The organism is Clostridium intestinale DSM 6191 (assembly GCF_900130055.1).
GTDB classification, from domain to species: Bacteria; Bacillota; Clostridia; order Clostridiales; family Clostridiaceae; genus Clostridium_T; species Clostridium_T intestinale.
Map to the genome: position 1 here is coordinate 225,731 of NZ_FQXU01000003.1, position 18,820 is coordinate 244,550.

20 protein-coding genes are annotated in these 18,820 nt (G+C 30.1%); 17 read left to right on the forward strand and 3 right to left on the reverse strand.

The window, feature by feature from the left end; translation table 11 throughout:
* Positions 1-17: 17 nt before the first annotated feature.
* Positions 18-89 carry a stage V sporulation protein SpoVM gene (gene spoVM / locus BUA92_RS23855; RefSeq protein WP_390888103.1) on the forward strand — a complete coding sequence of 24 codons (72 nt, stop codon included), beginning with the start codon at positions 18-20 and terminating at the stop codon, positions 87-89.
* 81 nt (positions 90-170) lie between these two features.
* Here the strand turns inward: spoVM and rpmB are convergent, their stop codons facing one another.
* Positions 171-362: a 50S ribosomal protein L28 gene (gene rpmB / locus BUA92_RS01280; RefSeq protein ID WP_021802147.1), complete on the reverse strand. Its 192-nt coding sequence runs from the start codon at positions 360-362 to the stop codon at positions 171-173.
* A gap of 192 nt (positions 363-554) precedes the next feature.
* Here rpmB and BUA92_RS01285 point away from each other — a divergent pair, with 192 nt between their 5' ends.
* The 6 genes from BUA92_RS01285 to BUA92_RS23510 all read left to right on the forward strand — a co-directional run bounded on the left by BUA92_RS01285 (position 555) and on the right by BUA92_RS23510 (position 6,290).
* Complete coding sequence (locus BUA92_RS01285) at positions 555-902, forward strand: Asp23/Gls24 family envelope stress response protein (protein ID WP_021802146.1); 348 nt, start codon at positions 555-557, stop codon at positions 900-902.
* A gap of 14 nt (positions 903-916) precedes the next feature.
* A complete protein-coding gene (locus tag BUA92_RS01290) occupies positions 917-2,551 on the forward strand; it encodes a DAK2 domain-containing protein (protein WP_073015950.1) in 1,635 nt (544 codons plus the stop codon).
* Between the two features lie 45 nt (positions 2,552-2,596).
* The gene (recG, locus tag BUA92_RS01295; protein ID WP_073015951.1) at positions 2,597-4,630 is read left to right on the forward strand and encodes an ATP-dependent DNA helicase RecG; all 2,034 of its coding nucleotides are present in this window, start codon (positions 2,597-2,599) and stop codon (positions 4,628-4,630) included.
* A 66-nt stretch (positions 4,631-4,696) separates the two neighbouring features.
* Positions 4,697-5,254, forward strand: coding sequence for a 16S rRNA (guanine(966)-N(2))-methyltransferase RsmD (gene rsmD, locus BUA92_RS01300; protein ID WP_073015952.1), 558 nt, complete (start codon positions 4,697-4,699; stop codon positions 5,252-5,254).
* Between the two features lies 1 nt (position 5,255).
* Positions 5,256-5,738 (forward strand): pantetheine-phosphate adenylyltransferase, encoded by a 483-nt coding sequence (gene coaD, locus BUA92_RS01305; RefSeq protein WP_073015953.1) that lies wholly within the window; start codon positions 5,256-5,258, stop codon positions 5,736-5,738.
* Positions 5,739-5,750: 12 nt separating this feature from the next.
* A complete protein-coding gene (locus tag BUA92_RS23510) occupies positions 5,751-6,290 on the forward strand; it encodes an ATP synthase subunit B family protein (protein WP_073015954.1) in 540 nt (179 codons plus the stop codon).
* Here BUA92_RS23510 and ylbJ read toward each other — a convergent pair.
* Positions 6,280-7,317 carry a sporulation integral membrane protein YlbJ gene (ylbJ, locus tag BUA92_RS01315; RefSeq protein ID WP_073015955.1) on the reverse strand — a complete coding sequence of 346 codons (1,038 nt, stop codon included), beginning with the start codon at positions 7,315-7,317 and terminating at the stop codon, positions 6,280-6,282. The two genes, BUA92_RS23510 and ylbJ, sit on opposite strands and share 11 nt — an antisense overlap.
* A gap of 40 nt (positions 7,318-7,357) precedes the next feature.
* Entirely contained in the window at positions 7,358-8,590 is a 1,233-nt protein-coding gene (locus BUA92_RS01320; protein ID WP_073015956.1) for a nucleotidyltransferase, read from the reverse strand.
* Between the two features lie 209 nt (positions 8,591-8,799).
* Here BUA92_RS01320 and pta point away from each other — a divergent pair, with 209 nt between their 5' ends.
* The 10 genes from pta (at position 8,800) to smc (ending at position 18,815) form a co-directional block, all read left to right on the forward strand.
* Entirely contained in the window at positions 8,800-9,801 is a 1,002-nt protein-coding gene (gene pta / locus BUA92_RS01325) for a phosphate acetyltransferase (RefSeq protein WP_073015957.1), read from the forward strand.
* Positions 9,802-9,824: 23 nt separating this feature from the next.
* Positions 9,825-11,015, forward strand: coding sequence for an acetate kinase (locus BUA92_RS01330; RefSeq protein ID WP_021802137.1), 1,191 nt, complete (start codon positions 9,825-9,827; stop codon positions 11,013-11,015).
* Between the two features lie 96 nt (positions 11,016-11,111).
* Positions 11,112-11,618 carry a YceD family protein gene (locus tag BUA92_RS01335; RefSeq protein ID WP_073015958.1) on the forward strand — a complete coding sequence of 169 codons (507 nt, stop codon included), beginning with the start codon at positions 11,112-11,114 and terminating at the stop codon, positions 11,616-11,618.
* Between the two features lie 2 nt (positions 11,619-11,620).
* Positions 11,621-11,803 carry a 50S ribosomal protein L32 gene (rpmF, locus tag BUA92_RS01340; RefSeq protein WP_021802135.1) on the forward strand — a complete coding sequence of 61 codons (183 nt, stop codon included), beginning with the start codon at positions 11,621-11,623 and terminating at the stop codon, positions 11,801-11,803.
* Positions 11,804-11,856: 53 nt separating this feature from the next.
* The gene (plsX, locus tag BUA92_RS01345; RefSeq protein ID WP_073015959.1) at positions 11,857-12,849 is read left to right on the forward strand and encodes a phosphate acyltransferase PlsX; all 993 of its coding nucleotides are present in this window, start codon (positions 11,857-11,859) and stop codon (positions 12,847-12,849) included.
* Positions 12,850-12,960: 111 nt separating this feature from the next.
* Entirely contained in the window at positions 12,961-13,194 is a 234-nt protein-coding gene (acpP, locus tag BUA92_RS01350) for an acyl carrier protein (protein WP_021802133.1), read from the forward strand.
* Between the two features lie 98 nt (positions 13,195-13,292).
* A complete protein-coding gene (gene rnc / locus BUA92_RS01355; protein ID WP_073015960.1) occupies positions 13,293-13,982 on the forward strand; it encodes a ribonuclease III in 690 nt (229 codons plus the stop codon).
* Positions 13,975-15,006, forward strand: coding sequence for an elongator complex protein 3 (locus BUA92_RS01360; RefSeq protein ID WP_073015961.1), 1,032 nt, complete (start codon positions 13,975-13,977; stop codon positions 15,004-15,006). Before rnc ends, BUA92_RS01360 begins: the two co-directional genes overlap by 8 nt.
* 142 nt (positions 15,007-15,148) lie before the next feature.
* Positions 15,149-15,244: a DUF4044 domain-containing protein gene (locus tag BUA92_RS23460; RefSeq protein ID WP_197283172.1), complete on the forward strand. Its 96-nt coding sequence runs from the start codon at positions 15,149-15,151 to the stop codon at positions 15,242-15,244.
* Positions 15,245-15,254: 10 nt separating this feature from the next.
* Positions 15,255-18,815 (forward strand): chromosome segregation protein SMC, encoded by a 3,561-nt coding sequence (gene smc / locus BUA92_RS01365; protein ID WP_073015962.1) that lies wholly within the window; start codon positions 15,255-15,257, stop codon positions 18,813-18,815.
* Positions 18,816-18,820 lie beyond the last annotated feature (5 nt).

An 18,820-nucleotide genomic window follows, 5' to 3' on the forward strand; every position in this document is an offset into this window, starting at 1 on the left:
TATATATGGGAGGAAAAATGAAAATAGTTGCAATAAAATTACCTAAGTTTGTATCAAAAATAATAAGAATTTTCTATAGAAAAAAATAATAAACTACATAAGACCCTTAGGGGTCTTTTCTTTTTTTATTTAGAGAAAAAGAAAAAAGCGTCTTTAGACGCTTTGTAAGGCTATATAGCTCTTTGAACTTTTCCTGATCTTAGGCATCTAGTGCATACATGAACAGTTTTAGGAGTTCCGTTAACTATAGCTTTAACTTTCTTTATGTTTGGAGCCCATGTTCTCTTAGAAGCTCTATGAGAATGGCTATATTGCGCTCCAGCAATTACACCTTTATTGCAAACTTCACATTTTCTTGACATACGAAAGCACCTCCTTGCTTTATGAAGATAGGCTTTAAATAAGACCTTATTATTCTAACATATTATGTATAAATTATGCAAGTAAAATATATAATTAAATGAAGAGATAAAAGCTAGAAAATGAAAATCTTGAATATTGCTATCAATTAATATAGAATAGATTATATGGATAAAGATTTAGGAGGAATTACCATGTTAGGATTAATCAATAATAATGGGAATGTGACTTACTCTGAAGAAGTAATCTCAAAGATAGTAGGTCTTTCAACTATGGAATGTTATGGTGTAGTAGGAATGGTTTCCAAGAATGCTACAGAAGGACTATGGGAATTAATAAGAATAGAGAATTTAAGCAAGGGTGTTAAAATAGCTTTTAAAGAAGAAAAACTTAACATAGAAGTTTTTGTTATGATAGAATATGGAACTAATATATCTACTATATCAAATAACATAATCCAAAAAATTAAATATAATGTTGAAAACTATACAGGATTAAAGGTTTCTTCTATTACTGTTAACGTTCAAGCAGTTAGAGTCTAGGAGGTAAAGTTACAATGAAGTACACTAAGATTAATGGGCAGCAATTTTACAATATGGTTGTAAATGCAAGTAATAAACTAGAAGAGCAAAGTGAATATGTAAATTCACTTAATGTATTCCCAGTTCCAGATGGAGACACAGGAACTAATATGTCAATGACTTTTAAAGCTGCCGTAAAGGAAATAGAAAATATAAATTCAACCAATATAGGCGAAGTATCAAAAAAGTTAGCTAAAGGAGCTCTTATGGGAGCTAGAGGTAACTCAGGAGTAATTCTTTCACAAATCCTTAGAGGTATATCTAGAGGATTAGAAGGAAAGGAAGAAGTAACTTCAAAAGAAATTTCATTAGCTATTCAAGAAGGTGCTAAATCAGCTTATAAGGCTGTAATGAAGCCAACAGAGGGAACTATATTAACTATTATAAGAACAGCTGGAGAAGCTGCAGTTTCTAATACTAATGTAGATATAACTGCACTTATGAAAGATGTATGTAAAGAATCAGAAGATATGTTAAATAAAACTCCTGATATGTTACCAGCTTTAAAACAAGCAAAAGTTGTTGACTCAGGTGGTATGGGATTGTTAATAATCCTAAAGGGAATGTATCAAGCTATTGATGAAAACATAGAAGCTAAAATAGGAAATGTAACTAAAGTTCAAGCTGGAGAAGTTAAAAGAGCACAAGAACTAGTAGATCAAGACATCAAGTTTGGATACTGTACTGAATTTATAGTATTAGGTGATGGCTCAAAAGCGAAACAGTTACAAGATAAGATAACTTCTTTAGGTGATTCAATGATAGTTGTTGGAGATGAAGATGTTATAAAGGTTCATATACACTCAAACGATCCAGGAGCTGTTTTATCACATGCAGTTCAATTTGGAGAATTATCTAAGATTAAAATAGATAATATGAGAGAAGAACATAGAGCTTTATTAACAGAAGGATATCAGCCTACAGAGATAGCTGTTGAGGAAGAAGCTGAAAAGAAAAAATATGGTTTTATTTCAGTAGCTATGGGAAGTGGAATTAGTGATATTTTTAAGGATTTAGGTGTTGATTATATTATTGAAGGTGGTCAAACAATGAATCCATCAACTCAAGATATGATTGAAGCTATAGAAAAGATAAATGCTGATCATATATTCATATTGCCAAACAATAAGAATATACAAATGGCAGCTACACAAGCAGCTGAAATATCAGAAAAAGATGTAAGGGTTATCCCAACTAAAACTATACCTCAAGGTATTACTGCTATAACAATGTTTAATCCAGATGGAGAGGTTGAATCAAATGTAGATTCTATGAATGATTCACTTAGCGCAGTTAAGTCTGCATCTGTAACCTACGCTGTAAGAGATACAGAGATGGATGGAATAGAAATTAAAGAAGGTAATATATTAGGATTAGTTGAAGGCAAGATCAATGAAGTTGGAGCTGAGGTAACTTCTGTAACGAAGAATGTTATAGATAACATCGTTGATGAAGATTCGGAACTTATAACTGTTTTTTATGGTGAAGATGTTAAGGACGAGGATGCAGAGAAATTTGCAGCTGAGTTAGAAGCTAAATATGAAGATTTAGATGTTCAATGTTATAAAGGAAGTCAGCCTTTATACTATTATATAATTTCTGTTGAGTAAAAAAGCGACTTTAGTCGCTTTTTTCTTTGTAAAGTGGAGGTAAAAATGAATTTATATAGTGAAATCTCTTCTTTAAAGGGTGTTGGGCCTAAATTAAAGGAAAAACTAAATAAATGTGGTGTCTATACACTTCTAGATTTGCTTTTATATTTTCCTAGAGATTATGAATTCATAAATGGTAATAGTAAATATGAAGAGATTGATGAAAAAGAAAAACAGCTTTTAACATGTAAGGTTGTAGCTTTTAAAAGTGATTATATGTCTAAAAGCAGAAAAAGAATGACAACTATAGAGTTTAGTTATAATGATATAAAAATTACTGGGATATGGTTTAATCAACCCTATATAAAAAAGAACTTTATGCTTGGAAACTCATATAATCTTATGGGAAGATATAAAAAGGTAAATGGGGGCCTTGAGACAATAAATCCTATAATAACTCCTGTAGAAGCTCTAAAGGCTGAAATAATACCTGTATATCCCTTAAAAGGTGATCTTAATAATAAAGTTATAATAAAACTTATAAGTGAAATATTTAAATCTATTGATATTAAGGAAAATTTACCTTTAGAGATTATTTCAAAATATAAGCTAGAATCCTTAGATTTTAGTATTAGAAATATACATTTTCCTAATGATAAAGAGGATTTAAGAAAATCAATAATAAGGCTTAAGTTTCAAGAACTTTTCACTTATTCCTTAAAGCTTATGATGCTTAAATATCATCTGAAAAAATCTTCTAAAGGAATTGAGTTTAAAATGTCAGAGGAACTAGCTCATTTAAAGGAGTCTTTACCATATAGCTTAACTAATGCACAAAGTAAGGTTATAAGAGAGGTTTTATTAGATCAGAAAAAGCCATCACCTATGAATAGGTTAATCCAAGGAGATGTAGGTAGTGGAAAAACCATAGTATCTTTAATTGCCATGTTTAATGTTTATAGAAATGGCTATCAGGTTGTGTTAATGGCGCCAACAGAAATACTTGCAAAACAGCATTATGTTGAAGCAACGAAGCTCTTTAAAGATTTTGATGTTGAAATAGAGCTATTAACAGGAAGCACACCAAATAAAGAGAAGCTTAGAATAAAGGAAAAAATAAAAGAAGATAAACCTATTATGGTTATAGGAACTCACGCCTTAATACAAGATGATGTTGAGTTTAGTAATCTTGGGTTTATAGTTACAGATGAACAGCACAGGTTTGGGGTAGAGCAAAGAAGTAGGCTTATAAATAAGGGACAGGAAGTTGATTGTTTAGTTATGAGTGCAACTCCTATACCAAGAACTATTGCATTATATTTATATTCAGATTTAGAGATTTCTATAATAGATGAGCTTCCTCCAGGAAGAAAAGCTATAGAAACAAAATTTTTCTCCGATAATAATAGAATGCTTGCCTATAATAGAGTTAGAGAAGAAATATTAAAGGGGCGTCAGTGTTATGTTGTATGTCCTCTTATAGATGAAAATGATGAAATTAAGTTAAATTCTGTTGAAAAGGTATATAATGAACTGGCAAGTGACATATTTAAGGACATTAAAGTCCAAATGCTTCATGGAAAGATGACTTCAAAAGAAAAAGAGGATATAATTCAAGATTTTAAAAACAATGAAACTAAGATAATTGTATCAACAACAGTAATTGAAGTTGGAGTAAATGTACCTAATGCTTCGATAATGATAATAGAAAATTCAGAGCGATTTGGATTAGCACAGCTTCATCAGCTTAGGGGTAGAGTAGGAAGAGGAGAATATCAATCCTATTGTTTTCTTATAGGAAAAGCCAATAATCCTGTTACTAAAAAAAGAATGGAAATAATGGTTAAAAGTAATGATGGTTTTTATATATCCGAGCAGGACCTTAAAATAAGAGGAACTGGAGAGATGTTTGGAGTTAGGCAAAGTGGTGAAGATGGTTTAGTTCTTGCTAATATAGTTGAGGATATGGATATTCTTAAATATGCTAATATGGAAGCAAAAAAAGCAGTTCTTTCTACAGAACCTGAATATACAAATTTATGTAACGAAATTCTTAAAAATTTGAAAAGAAGTTCTAAATACATTTGTTTTAATTAAATTAAATTGTAGATTATAAAGCTATATGATAAAATGTTAAGGAAGTAATTAGGAGGAGGTTATTATATGAGAATTATAGCAGGAAAAAGAAGAGGACATAAATTACTTTCTCCCGCAACAGATGAAACTAGACCAACTTTAGACAGAATTAAGGAAGCTATGTTTAATATGATACAAGGTTACATAATTGATGCAACTGTAGTTGATGTATTTGCAGGAACTGGATCCTTAGGATTAGAGTCGGCAAGTAGAGGAGCTAAAGAGGTGTTTTTAGTAGATAAAAGCCCTGTAACATTTCCTATATTAAAAAAGAATATAGAGAATTTAAGGTTTGAAGATTTTTGTCATGCTTTAAATACTGATGCTTATTCTGCATTAAATCACTTAGCGGATAAAAAGAAAGTTTTTGATATTATATTTATAGATCCACCTTATTTAAAAGATATGATTCCAAAAGCACTAGAGATAGTTAAAGAAAGAAATATGCTAGACGATAATGGTATTGTAGTCACTAAAATAGATACCAGTGAGGAAATCTGTCAAGGCTATAAAGATATAAAACTAATAAATGAAAGAAAGTATGGAAATACAACAGTATGTTTCTATAAGTTTGTGGAGGAGTAACATGAGAACAGGGGTCTACCCAGGCAGCTTCGACCCTATAACCAAAGGACATTTAGACATTATAGAAAGAGGCGCTAAAGTTTTTGATAAGTTAATAGTTGGAGTTTTGGTTAATGTTGAAAAAAAGGGGCTTTTTGATTATTCCGAAAGAGTAGAGTTAATTAAGAGAGTAACTAAACATATACCTAATGTTGAAGTGAAATGTTTTGAAGGTTTATTAATAGATTTTATGAAACATGAAAATGCACGTGTTATTTTAAAAGGATTAAGAGCAGTTGCTGATTTTGAGTATGAGTTTCAGATGGCTCTTATGAATAATAAACTAGATCCAGAAGTAGAAACTGTATTTATGATGACTTCGGGTAAGTATTCATATTTAAGTTCTACAGCTGTAAAACAAGTAGCTAAATTTGGTGGGTGTATTGAAGGATTAGTTCCAGATGAAATAATAAAGGATATTTTATTAAAAATTAAAAGGGAGTAGGAGAGTGTAAAGATGGAGAAGATGGATGTTAATATTGTTGAATTATTAGAATATCTTCAAGATATGGTGGAAAATTCTGCAAAAGTGCCTATCACAGGTAAAGTAGTTTTGGATAAAAAAGAAGTTTTAGATGTTATAGAGCAAATAGTTCACTATCTTCCAGATCAGTTTAAGAAAGCACAATGGGTTGTTAATGAGAGGGAAAGAATATTAGAAGAAGCTGGTAAAGAGCTTGAAGAAGCTAGAAAAGAAACCTCTGAACTTATGAGAAAAAATGTAGAAAATCATGATTATGTAAGAGAAGCAAAGGTTAAAGCTCAAGAGATTATCGCTCAAGCGCAAAGAGAAGCTAAGTCTATAAGACTTGGGGCAAGAGATTATGCAGATGAGCTTTTATGCGACGTAGATAGGCAATTAGAAACAAGAAAAGAAGCCTTAATGAATGCTTTAAAAACATCCGTAGAAGGCTTTGCTGTGTCCCTTGATACTTCTTTAGATGGTATAGGAACTACTATAAAGGAAAATATAAAAGAACTTAGAACTATGAAATAATAAAGATTATATAAGTGATAAACAAGGATATTACTCCTTGAAGTAATTTATACATACAAAATCTTGTCATAGAAACTTTATATTTTGAAGAAAAAGAGCTTACTTGTGCCATAACAGATAAACCACTAAAAGAACATATAAAACTTATTAATGATACCTTTGATATTGTTGATAAGGTACTATTAGCTATGATACTGGAGCCATTAGTAATTTCAATCATTCCTAAAAGTAGCCCTTTTATGAGGTCGGAAGAAATATTAAAAAGGGAACTTATATTTTTTATGCTTTCATTAAAAAATGTAGAATTATTGAAAATAGATATTATTACTGAAAATATCATGATATAACCAGCTACGTTAATAGAAGTTAATACAGCATTTTCAATTGAATCTTTTAAGTTAGTCCCAAAGTTTTTAATAACTTTATTTTGAGGGACTAGCTTTTTTTCTTTTAGAGTTTTTTTGCTATCAGAAGTTATTAATGCCATTAAAAACATTGATAAATATCCACTTATTAAAAGGATATAACCAAGATTTTTATCACCAAGCATTACATTGCCAACGGAACCTATTAAAAATAATGGACCGGTGTTAGAAGCTATGGAAATCATTTTAGTATACTCGTCGTAATCATAATAGTTTTGTTCGTAGGCATCTGTTGAATACTTTGCCCCTAAGGGGTTCCCACAAATTATACTTGCTATTAATGGAAAGCTAGCATTTTTGCTAAGTTTTAATGGCGAACATAATAAAGGACCTAAAAGCTTGCTATAGATGTCAATACCACCATAAGCTATAAGGAGGTTACATAAAACCATAAAAGGCAATATGGTAGGGAGAACTGCCTGTACAAATAGTTTAGCTCCAGATAATGATGCATCAATACAAGATTTAGGATTTAAAAGAAAATATAATATTAATATTGAAATCAAAATAGTTGGAAATAAGGTTATTTTTCCTTTTATTTGTATTACTAAAGAAATACAAAGAAGGATAATTATAAAAAATAAAATATAAACACTATACATAAGATTACCTCCTGCTATATAGTATTTATATTAAGTAAAGTCAATAATTATCCATAATTATTATAGGTGATTTTTTATAGTCATCATTAAAATTAATAGATTTACATATAAGGCTATAGGCATTGGTCGCATTAATATCCATAGAAAGCATAGTATTTGGGTATTTAGGTACTTTATTAATTATTTCTAAGTCAGAGTGTTTTTTTATCTCTTTAAGGATTTCTGCACCTCTTTTATTAAGCCCCAGTACTCTAGCATAATCAGGCCTTGATGTTCTTAGAGACTCTATAGGGTATTCTTCAAAACCTAAAAAGAATTGAGAAAGTATTCTACTGATTCTAGTGTAAGTATATCTTTTGCTTTTTACATTCATAATAAGACCGTCTAAAGTTTTAGCTTGTATAAATTCCTTTGAAATCTTATTATCTAAACCTTCTTTAACATCGGGGATATCTTTTAATCTATTAGAAGATGTTGTTAATTTGTATTTTAGGAAAGAAAATATTTTTTCTTTATCTACAAAATCATAATTTTCTTTAAATAAATTATGAAGCATCTTATAAGTTTCAGAAGGTAAATGATTATATAAATCTTCTATATTTCCATGAGCTTTAAGAAACTCTCTTATGGAAGTTGCTGAGGAAATATTATTATCTAGGGTTTTGGAGTTATAGCTACCTCCATTACGTTTAAAAGTAAGAGGAGTTATACTGCTGTTAAGGCGATTTAGAGCTTTAATATATTCAATTCCTAAGATATTATTTGAGGAATTAAGTATTTTATCTAATTCATCTAAATTAATGCTGCCATTAGATTTAGACAAAATTTCTAATACAGTTTTGCTTCTTGAAGTTGTAAGAGATTCACCTTTTTTAAGTTTTTCTTTTAGAAGGCTTTTAAACTCTAGAGACTCATCGGTAAGTAGTGAAGAGATCTCTTTTAAGATAGAAACATCGCCACTTTCACTTCCGAAACATATTGAGTTTACAACTCCTAAAGAATCTAATAATGAAACTGAGCCAAAGGCAAAAAATTCTGCAGAAGATAAAGCAAATACAGTAGGAAGTTCTATAACTAAATCTACTCCATTTCTTAAAGCTATTTCCGCTCTAGTCCACTTATCTATGAAGGCTGGTTCACCTCTTTGCATAAAATTACCACTCATAACACAAATAACCCCATCACAATGAGATAAACTTTTAGTTGTATCTAAATGGAGCTTGTGTCCTAAATGAAAAGGATTGTATTCTGTTATTATACCTGCAATGTTCATTTATCCACCTCTCTCAAAATGTATTATACCTTAAATAATGGCTAAAATACAAAAGAGAAGTAAATTGTTTGAAAATTGATACTTTTGACAATAGTTAAACTATATGGTTTATAGGGGTTTTTTGATGTTTATATGTTGAAATGTGTTGCCAATTAGGAGTATATTAGTAAGTGTGTAGTACAGTGTGGCTATTGAAAGGAGAAATGAACATGGAACTTATGGAAAAAATATGGGGATTAGCACAGGCAGATAGAAAGAGAATTGTGCTTCCAGAAGGAGACGAGGATAGAACAGTAGTTGCAGCTCAAAGAATACATGAGCTAGGACTTGCTGATGTTGTTCTTGTAGGCAACCTTGATAAAATAAATAAGAAAGCCGAAAGTTTAGGAGTTAATTTGGAGGGTGTTGAAATACAAGATCCAGATACTTCATCTAAACTAAATGAATATATTACTGCTTTCTACGAGATTAGAAAAAGTAAAGGTATGACAATGGAGAAAGCTGATAAGATAGTTAGAGATCCATTATACTTTGGAACTATGATGGTAAAATTAAATGATGCAGATGGAATGGTTTCAGGAGCAGTACACACAACTGGAGATTTATTAAGACCAGGTCTTCAGATAATAAAAACTGCACCTGGAGTTTCAGTAGTATCAAGTTTCTTTATCATGATGGTACCAGGTTCACAATACGGCGAAGAAGGAATGTTATTATTCTCAGACTGTGCAGTTAACCCAAACCCAAGCGCGGATCAATTAGCAGCTATAGCTATAGCTACAGCTGATACAGCAAAAAATCTTTGCAAAATAGATCCAAGAGTTGCAATGCTATCATTTTCAACAATGGGATCAGCAGATCATGAAGTTGTAGATAAGGTAAGAAATGCAACTGCAAAAGCAAAAGAGTTAAGACCAGATTTATTAATTGATGGAGAAATGCAATTAGATGCAGCTATAGTACAAAAAGTTGCAGAGCAAAAAGCACCAAACAGTCCAGTATCAGGTAGAGCTAATGTATTAATATTCCCAGATTTACAAGCTGGAAATATAGGATATAAATTAGTTCAAAGATTTGCTAATGCTGAAGCTATAGGACCTATTTGTCAAGGTTTTGCAAAACCTATAAATGACTTATCTAGAGGATGTAGCTCAGAAGATATAGTAAATGTTGTTGCATTAACGGCTGTTCAAGCTCAAAGTACAAAATAATAGTGAAATAAAGGAGAAATAAAATGAACATATTAGTTATAAACTGTGGAAGTTCCTCATTGAAATATCAACTTATAGACATGAAAACAGAAGAAGCTTTAGCTACAGGTCTAGTTGAGAGAATAGGGATAGAAGGATCTATATTAACTCAAAAGGCTAACGGAGAAAAATATATAGTTGAAGAAGCTATGAAAGATCATCAAGATGCAATAAAACTTGTGCTTGCTGCATTAGTTGATAAAGATCATGGTGTAATTAAATCTATGGATGAAATAGAAGCTGTAGGACATAGAGTTGTTCATGGTGGAGAAAAATATGCTGCATCTGTAGTTATAGATGAAGATGTAATGAAACAATTAGAAGAATGTGCAAAATTAGCACCACTTCATAACCCACCAAACATAATAGGAATAAATGCATGTAAGGCTTTAATGCCAAACACACCAATGGTTGGAGTATTTGATACTGCATTCCACCAAACTATGCCAGAAAAAGCATATCTTTATGCACTTCCATATGAATTATATAAAGATCATCATATAAGAAAATACGGCTTCCATGGAACATCACATAAGTATGTATCAATGAAGGCTGCTGAAGCTATGGGAAAAGATATAAAAGAATTAAAAATTGTAAACTGTCACTTAGGAAATGGAGCTTCTGTTTCTGCAGTTAAAAATGGTGAATCTGTAGATACAAGTATGGGATTTACTCCTCTTCAAGGATTAGTTATGGGAACAAGAACTGGAGATATGGATCCAGCTGTAGTTACTTACTTAATAAAAGAATTAGGATATTCAGCTAGCGAAGTTGATGATATACTAAACAAAAAATCAGGAGTTTTAGGAGTATCAGGAGTTAGTTCTGACTTTAGAGATGTAGAAGATGCTGCATGGAATAAAAAAGAACATAGATCTAACATTGCTTTAGATATGTTTGTTTATAGAGTTAAACAATATATAGGTTCATATGCTGCTATTATGGGTGGTGTAGATGCTATAGTATTTACAGCAGGAGTTGGAGAAAACTCAGTTGAAATGAGAGAAAGTATACTAGAAGGATTTGACTTCCTTGGAGTAGATTTTGATAAAGATAAAAATAAGGTTAGAGGAAAATTTGCAGAGATTACAAAAGAAGGATCTAAAGTTAAAGCTTTTGTTATCCCAACTAATGAAGAGCTTATGATAGCTAAAGATACATTAGCTTTAGTATAAAATATTTCCCTTAAGCTACTTGACTTTTATTAGTTGCCTCTATATAATAAATTGTGGTTATGTTGAAATATATTACTAAGGAGTGTGGGTGAAGTTATGATAATTAAACTTTCAGAAATCTTTAGTAAGAGAGAAAAGAAAAAACAAATTAACTGTGAAATTCATCAAGAACCTTTTGAATTTGAGGGTGGTTTAATAACTCCATTAAAAGATATAAGTATTCATGGTGAAATGAAGGCATTTGAGGATATTTTAGAACTTAACCTAAAGGTTAATACTGTTTTAGAAGATTCTTGTTCAAGGTGTTTAGAAAACTTTTCATTTGAGGTAGATACTACTTTAAATGAAAAGTTTACAAATAAATCTACTATAGAGACTGAGGATATTATCCTTGTAGAAGGTGATGTCGTAGATATCGCTGAAGTAGTTATAAATAGTATTATATCAACCTTGCCTATTAAGAGACTTTGCAGTGAGAGTTGTAAAGGTCTTTGTCACAGTTGTGGAATTAACTTAAATCATCATAAATGTAATTGCGAGAATTTGGAAGTTGATTCTAGACTAGAAGTCTTAAAAAGCTTTTTCACTGATAAGGAGGTGTAATAATGGGAAATCCAGCTAGAAAAACTTATAGAGCTAAAAGAGATTCAAGAAGAGCGCAAACTTTCCAAGTAAGTGCTCCTGGAATAGTTGAATGTCCACAATGTCATGAAATGAAACTTGCTCACAGAGTATGTAAAAAATGCGGATATTACAAAGGAAAAGAAGTTGTTGCTTCTGAAAACTAAAGAAAGTCATATGACTTTCTTTTCTTTATATACAAATAAAAGAGGTGTAATTTATGAAATTTGTTGTTGATGGTATGGGCGGAGACAATGCTCCTAAAGCAGTTGTTGAAGGTGTAGTTGAGGCTTTAAACGAATTTAAAGACATAGAACAAATATACATAACTGGACCAGAAGAAAAAATAAAAGAAGTATTATCTAATTATACCTATGATGAGAAGAGACTTAAAATTGTTGATTGTACTGAAGTCATAACACCAGATGAACATCCGGTTATGGCTCTTAGAAAGAAAAAAAATTCTAGTTTAGTAAAAGCTCTTAACTTGGTTAAAAGTGGAGAGTGTGATGGAATTATTTCTGCAGGGAGTACAGGAGCCTTTTTAGCAGGTTGTACATTGATTGTAGGAAGAATAAAAGGGATAGAGAGACCTGTACTTGCACCTATTATGCCAGGTAAAAACGGACGTTTTATGGTGGTAGATGCAGGAGCTAATGTAGACTCAAAACCTCATTATCTACCTCAATTTGCTTTAATGGGAGAAATATACTATAAAAATGTTATGGGTGTAACTAAGCCCTCAGTAGGATTGGTCAATATAGGAACAGAAGAAGGAAAAGGAAATGAGCTTACAAAGGCTGCATATCCTCTTTTAAAAGATATGTCTATTAACTTTATAGGAAACGTTGAACCAAGAGAAGCTTCAAAAGGAGATGTAAATGTCCTAGTTTGTGATGGCTTTGTTGGAAATACATTGCTTAAAACTTATGAAGGGGTTGCATCCACTTTGTTAGGAATAATAAAGGATGAAATAAACTCATCTTTGTTAAGTAAAATAGGAGCAGTATTTTTAATACCAGTGTTTAAAACAATAAAAAAACGTTTTGATTATAAAGAAGAAGGTGGGGCACCTTTTTTAGGTGTTGATGGTGTATGTATAAAAGCTCATGGAAGTTCTGATGGCAGAGCCTTCAAAAATGCTATTAGGCAAGGGAAAATTTTCTGTGAAAATGATATTTTAAATAAGATTAAATTAGAAATTCAGAAATAATAAAGCAATTTACTTAATTATTAGCAAAAAAATCATATTTAAAATATAGAATATTGACGTGTAAATCTATATATAATATTATCTAAATAGACAGAAGTGGAGGTGATATTTATGGTGTTTGATAAAGTTAAAGAAATTATAGCTGATAAGCTAAGTGTTAATGGAGACGATATAACAAAAGAATCATCATTTATAGAAGACTTAGGTGCAGATTCACTTGATATAGTTGAGCTAATTATGGCATTAGAAGATGAGCTTGAAATGGAAATACCAGACGAAGAAGCAGAAAAGTTTGTAACTGTTGGTGATGTAGTAGATTATATTAAATCACAAACTGAAGAATAAACAATATCCCGCTATGGCGGGATTTTAATTTTAATCTAGTTTATTCTTGAATTTGTTAATTCAGCAAATTGAAGAATAAACTTCAAGGAGAGATATTTATGAATATAAGAGACTTTGAAGTTAGAAATGGAATTGTTTTTGAAAACAAGAGGCTTATAGACACAGCATTTACCCATTCTTCTTACGCTCACCAGTATAAGAACTTTGAGCACAATGAAAGACTGGAGTTTTTAGGAGATGCTGTTTTACAGCTAACTATTACTGAATATTTGTATAAAAAGTTCAAAGACAAAAGTGAAGGTGAGTTAACGAAAATCAGAAGTTTAATTGTATGTGAAAATTCTTTATTTCAAGTAGCACAAAGTTTAGGTCTTTCAAACTTTATCAAGATGAGTAAAGGGGAAGAGATGACTGGCGGAAGAGAAAGAACAGCATTACAAGCAGACTGTGTAGAGGCGGTAATAGCTGCTATATATCTGGATAAGGGAATAGAGTTTGCTAAAGAATTCATCCTTAATAATTTTAACGATATAATAGAAAAGGCTATTAAAAATGAAATTGTTTTAGATTTTAAAACAAAGTTACAAGAACTTCTTCAAAAACAGGGGGAAATTGATATAAGTTATGATCTTATAAAATTTGAAGGTCCTCCTCACAGGAGAAAATTCTTTACTAAGGTTCTTATTAATAGTGAAGACATGGGGTATGGAGAAGGTTATTCAAAAAAAGAGGCTGAGCAAAATGCAGCTAGACATGCTTTAAGTGTTTTGGGGGATGACCATGAGTAAAAAACATTATATAATCCCACTATTTGTTCCTCACGAAGGTTGTCCTCATGATTGTGTGTTTTGTAATCAGTCAAAGATAACAGGTAAGGAAGAACAAGTTACTAGAGAAACAGCAGTTTCTATAATAGAGGAATACCTAACGACAATAGATTATAAAAACTCAACAGTTGAAGTATCTTTTTTTGGAGGAACTTTTACAGCTATAAAAGAGGAGAAGCAAAAAGAACTTCTTAGTGTAGCTAAGGGGTATAAGGATAAAGGTTACATAAAATATATTAGATTAAGCACAAGACCTGATTATATAAGCACATACATATTAGATTACTTAAAAGACTACGGAGTAGACATTATTGAACTAGGAGTTCAATCATTAGATGAAGAGGTTTTAAAATATTCTGGAAGAGGTCATGATGTTTGTGATGTTGAAAAAGCCTCTAAATTAATAAAGGAATATGGATTTACTTTAGGGCATCAACTTATGATAGGTTTACCTCATGATACGTTTGAAAAGGATATTAAATCCGTTTTGAAATCCATAGAGATGAAACCTGATATTGCAAGAATATATCCAGCCTTAGTTATAAAAGACACTCCTATGGAGCTTATGTATAATAGAGGGATTTATAAACCATATTCTTTAGATGATGCTGTTGAAGTAATAGGAAAAGTTTATGAACATTATAAAAATAATAATGTTCAAGTTATAAGAATAGGTCTACAACCTACCGATAATATTACTGAGGGAAAAGATATGATAGCAGGTCCATTCCATCCAGCCTTTAGAGAGCTTGTAGAAAGCAAGATTATAAAAGATAAACTAATTTCTAAAAAGCATGAAATTGGAGCAGATATAACTATAGAAATAAATTCAAGAGATTTATCTAAACTTTATGCAAATAAAAAAACATATTTCAATGAAATGAAAAAAGAATTTAAAAATATAAATGTAGCTGTTAATGAAAATATAAAAAGGGGAACCCTTTTTATTAAAGCTCAGGAATTTAATGAACTTTTAGAAATTTAGAAATTTAGAAATTTACAAACGTAGAAACGTACAAATTTAGAAATTTAAGCCCTATGGTTAGCCAAAGGGCTTAAATACTATTGTTTAATATTTACTTTTTTATTAGATTAATTTAAACTTATTAAAGAATGGAGTGTTTATAATGAAAAAGAAAACTAGGGAAAAAGCTCAATATATATTAGTTATTTTTATTATTATTACTTTCTTAATTGGTTTACTTCCAATGGTTTTAAGATAAGGAGTGCTATATGTTTTTAAAGTCGTTAGAAATAAGAGGATTTAAATCCTTTGCAGACAAAACAGAATTAAAATTTGATAAAGGGGTTACTGCTGTTGTTGGACCTAATGGGAGTGGTAAAAGTAATATTTCTGATGCTGTTAGATGGGTTTTGGGTGAGCAAAGCATTAAAACCTTAAGAGGCGGTAAGATGGAGGATGTTATTTTTGCAGGAACCCATTATAGAAAACCTGTGGGAGTAGCACAAGTATCTTTAACTTTAGATAATTATGATAAGGAATTACCTTTAGACTATTCAGATGTAACTATAACAAGAAGAATATATAGATCTGGAGAGAGTGAATATCTTATTAATAACTCTCAATGCAGGTTAAAGGATATAACTACTTTATTTATGGATACTGGTATAGGTAAAGAAGGGTATTCTTTAATTGGACAAGGTAAAATTGACGCAATCTTAAGTGGTAAAGCTGATGAGAGAAGATCTTTATTAGAAGAGGCAGCTGGTATTGTTAAGTTTAAATCTAGAAGAGATGAATCAGAAAAAAAATTAGCTAATACAGATGAAAACTTAATTAGAATTAATGACATAATATCTACTTATGAGGAACGTATAGAGCCTTTAGAGATAGAATGTATAAAGGCTGAAAAGTTTATTGATTTTTCAAATTCACTAAAGGAAAAAGAAATTGACTTACTCATATATCATATAAATAACATAGAAAAAAATATAAAAGTATATGCTGAAAATATATATGATATAGAAATGAAAAACAATTCTTTAAGAGAAGAAATAAAAGATAAAAGAAGTAAATTAAATATCTATCAAAATGAAATTGAGAAGATAGATAGTCAAACAAATCAAGAAAGAATTGAGTACTTTCAAGGAAAAGAGAAAATAGGGGAACTTAATTCTGAAATTGGGATTTTAAAAGAAAGAATTACAAACATAGAAGAACTTATAGAAAATAATAATAAAGAAAAGATAAGTCTTTTAGAAAAAAGTGAAGAACTTAAAAAAAGTAAGGTTGCACTTTTAGAAGAGATAAGTAAGGAAAAAGAAAATATATCAAAAATAGAAGAAGTTATAAAGAATTTAGATAAAGAAACAAACATTTTTTTAGAAGAAATATCTAAAGAAGAAGATAAGGTAAATAGTTTAAAACAACAAGAAATTGATACCTATAAAAAAGTTGCAGAACTAGAAAAAGAAAATAATATAATAGAGAATTCTATTGAAACAATTAAGGAAAGAATAGTTAACCTTAAAACGGATAAAGAAAATTTAAGTAGCTCAATAGCTATTAATTACTCTACTCGACTAATGATAAATGAAAAAGTAGAGAAGTTTAAGGAAAAAACAGAAATTTTAGATAAAGAAATACTAGAAAATAAAAACTCTATGACAAAACTTCAAGGAAATTTAAATGCAAATGAAAAAAAGTATAGAGAAATAAACATAGAGATAAATAGAACAGATGCAACTTATAAAATGCTTAATAATTTAGAAAAGCATTTTGAAGGATATAATAAATCTGTAAAGCTTCTTATGGAGCATATGTCTAAAGGTAGTATTGGGAATTTAAGCGATAAGTGTGTAATCCTCGGTGAAATTATTTCTGTTCCTAAAAATTTAGAAACAGCCATTGAAATTGCCTTAGGAGGAACTATTTCTAATATTATTACTGAAGATGAAGTTATAGCAAAGAGATTAATTAATTATTTGAAGGATAACAAACTAGGAAGAGCCACCTTTTTACCTTTATCTATAATAAAGGGGAAAAAGGCTTCAATAAACGAAAGAATAACCAAAATTCAAGGGTATATTGGATTAGCTTCTGACTTAATTAGTTATGATAAAAAATACGATAATGCTATTAATTATTCTTTAGGAAGAACTATAATAACAGATACTATGGATGGAGCCTTAAGGGTTGCAAAGGAAACCTCTTACTCTTATAAGATAGTTACCTTAACTGGAGAAATTGTTAATCCAGGTGGAGCATTAACAGGTGGAAACTATGGAGGGAAAAACAGCTCTATAATAAGCAGAAAAAGAGAACTTGAAGAGTTAAAGATAAGATATGCATCTTTAGAAGAGGAATCAGAAAAGTTGAAAACTGAACTGGTTTCATTAAGAGAGAATCTTAAAAAATTAGATGAGGATAATTTAAATAAAAGAGATCAAATTCATTTTAATAATATAGAAATTGCAAAACTTCAAAATGAAATTAAAAACATTCAAAATGAAGAACTAAAATTGCAAAGTTCAATAGAAGATATAGAAGTTAAATATGAGGGATTAATTAAAGAACAGTTAGAATTAAATGATAATTTTAAAGTTATAAAAGAGATTATTATTAAAACTTCTGAAAGTAAGGAAGATAATAAGGTTTTAATAAAATCAATTGAAGAAAACTTAAAAGATGCAAAGGCTTCAATAACTGAAAATCGTGATGAAATAACTGATAATAGAATAAAAAAGGCTTCTTTAGAAGAATTTATATCAGGTAAACTTAGAGAATTAAATAGGTTAGAAGAAGAACAAAATTCCTGTGTAAATAGAGTAAGGGAAATAGAAACCTCTATAAAAAATGGTATAGCTACTAAAAAGATATCTAACGAAGATATAGATAAAAACACTAAAGAAATAGAGAACTTAAGGTCTTTAGTAGAAAAGTTTGAAGAAATATGGAAGCAAAGTGAAATCAAAAGAATTTCTATAAAAGAAAATATGAACAAGGTACAAACTGAAGTTGATGAATTAAATCAAATTCTTCAAAAATCAGAAAATGAATATCATAAATTAGAGATGGGTAAAGCTAAATATGATATAGAAAAAGAAAATTATTATAACAGATTAAATGAAGAATTTTCTTTAACTTATGCAGAAGCTTTTGAAAAAGCTAATGATGTTATAAACGAAGTTGACCATAAAAGAGAAATAACAACATTGAAAAGTCAAATTACAGCTCTTGGAGTTGTTAATGTTGGTGCTATTGAAGAATATAAAGAAGTTAAAGAAAAATATACTTTTATGAGTAGTCAAAAAGAAGATTTAGAAAAAGCAAAAGAAGACTTATTAGAAGTTATAAGTGACATGACCTCAAAAATGAAAGAGGTATTTATAGAGAACTTTAAGATATTAAATGGATATTTTAGTGAAACCTTTAGAGAATTATTTAAAGGTGGAAGTGCAGAACTTATACTTGGAGAAGGTGATGAATTAACTTCAAATATAGAAATTAACGTTCAGCCCCCAGGAAAAAAAGTTCAAAATATAAATCTTATGTCTGGTGGAGAGAAAGTTTTATCAGCAATTGCATTATTATTTGGTATACTTAAGATGAAACCAACTCCATTTTGTATATTAGATGAAATAGAAGCAGCTTTAGATGATGCAAATGTATATAGATATGCAGAATTTTTAAGAAAGTTCTCTGAAAACATTCAATTTATAGTAGTTACGCATAGAAAGGGTACTATGGAAGCATCAGACATAATGTACGGGGTTACTATGGAGGAAAAAGGAATATCTAAAATAGTTTCAGTAAATTTACAAGGCAGATAGGAGGA

Bases quoted from the DNA above. Each gene is read 5' to 3' on its own strand.
- rsmD (WP_073015952.1), top strand. From the start codon at position 4,697: ATGAGAATTATAGCAGGAAAAAGAAGAGGACATAAATTACTTTCTCCC.
- pta (WP_073015957.1), top strand. From the start codon at position 8,800: ATGGAACTTATGGAAAAAATATGGGGATTAGCACAGGCAGATAGAAAG.
- plsX (WP_073015959.1), top strand. From the start codon at position 11,857: ATGAAATTTGTTGTTGATGGTATGGGCGGAGACAATGCTCCTAAAGCA.
- coaD (WP_073015953.1), top strand. From the start codon at position 5,256: ATGAGAACAGGGGTCTACCCAGGCAGCTTCGACCCTATAACCAAAGGA.
- BUA92_RS01330 (WP_021802137.1), top strand. From the start codon at position 9,825: ATGAACATATTAGTTATAAACTGTGGAAGTTCCTCATTGAAATATCAA.
- BUA92_RS23510 (WP_073015954.1), top strand. From the start codon at position 5,751: ATGGAGAAGATGGATGTTAATATTGTTGAATTATTAGAATATCTTCAA.
- BUA92_RS01360 (WP_073015961.1), top strand. From the start codon at position 13,975: ATGAGTAAAAAACATTATATAATCCCACTATTTGTTCCTCACGAAGGT.
- recG (WP_073015951.1), top strand. From the start codon at position 2,597: ATGAATTTATATAGTGAAATCTCTTCTTTAAAGGGTGTTGGGCCTAAA.
- BUA92_RS01290 (WP_073015950.1), top strand. From the start codon at position 917: ATGAAGTACACTAAGATTAATGGGCAGCAATTTTACAATATGGTTGTA.
- rpmF (WP_021802135.1), top strand. From the start codon at position 11,621: ATGGGAAATCCAGCTAGAAAAACTTATAGAGCTAAAAGAGATTCAAGA.
- BUA92_RS01335 (WP_073015958.1), top strand. From the start codon at position 11,112: ATGATAATTAAACTTTCAGAAATCTTTAGTAAGAGAGAAAAGAAAAAA.
- ylbJ (WP_073015955.1), bottom strand. From the start codon at position 7,317: ATGTATAGTGTTTATATTTTATTTTTTATAATTATCCTTCTTTGTATT.
- BUA92_RS23460 (WP_197283172.1), top strand. From the start codon at position 15,149: ATGAAAAAGAAAACTAGGGAAAAAGCTCAATATATATTAGTTATTTTT.
- BUA92_RS01320 (WP_073015956.1), bottom strand. From the start codon at position 8,590: ATGAACATTGCAGGTATAATAACAGAATACAATCCTTTTCATTTAGGA.
- BUA92_RS01285 (WP_021802146.1), top strand. From the start codon at position 555: ATGTTAGGATTAATCAATAATAATGGGAATGTGACTTACTCTGAAGAA.
- rnc (WP_073015960.1), top strand. From the start codon at position 13,293: ATGAATATAAGAGACTTTGAAGTTAGAAATGGAATTGTTTTTGAAAAC.
- acpP (WP_021802133.1), top strand. From the start codon at position 12,961: ATGGTGTTTGATAAAGTTAAAGAAATTATAGCTGATAAGCTAAGTGTT.
- smc (WP_073015962.1), top strand. From the start codon at position 15,255: ATGTTTTTAAAGTCGTTAGAAATAAGAGGATTTAAATCCTTTGCAGAC.
- rpmB (WP_021802147.1), bottom strand. From the start codon at position 362: ATGTCAAGAAAATGTGAAGTTTGCAATAAAGGTGTAATTGCTGGAGCG.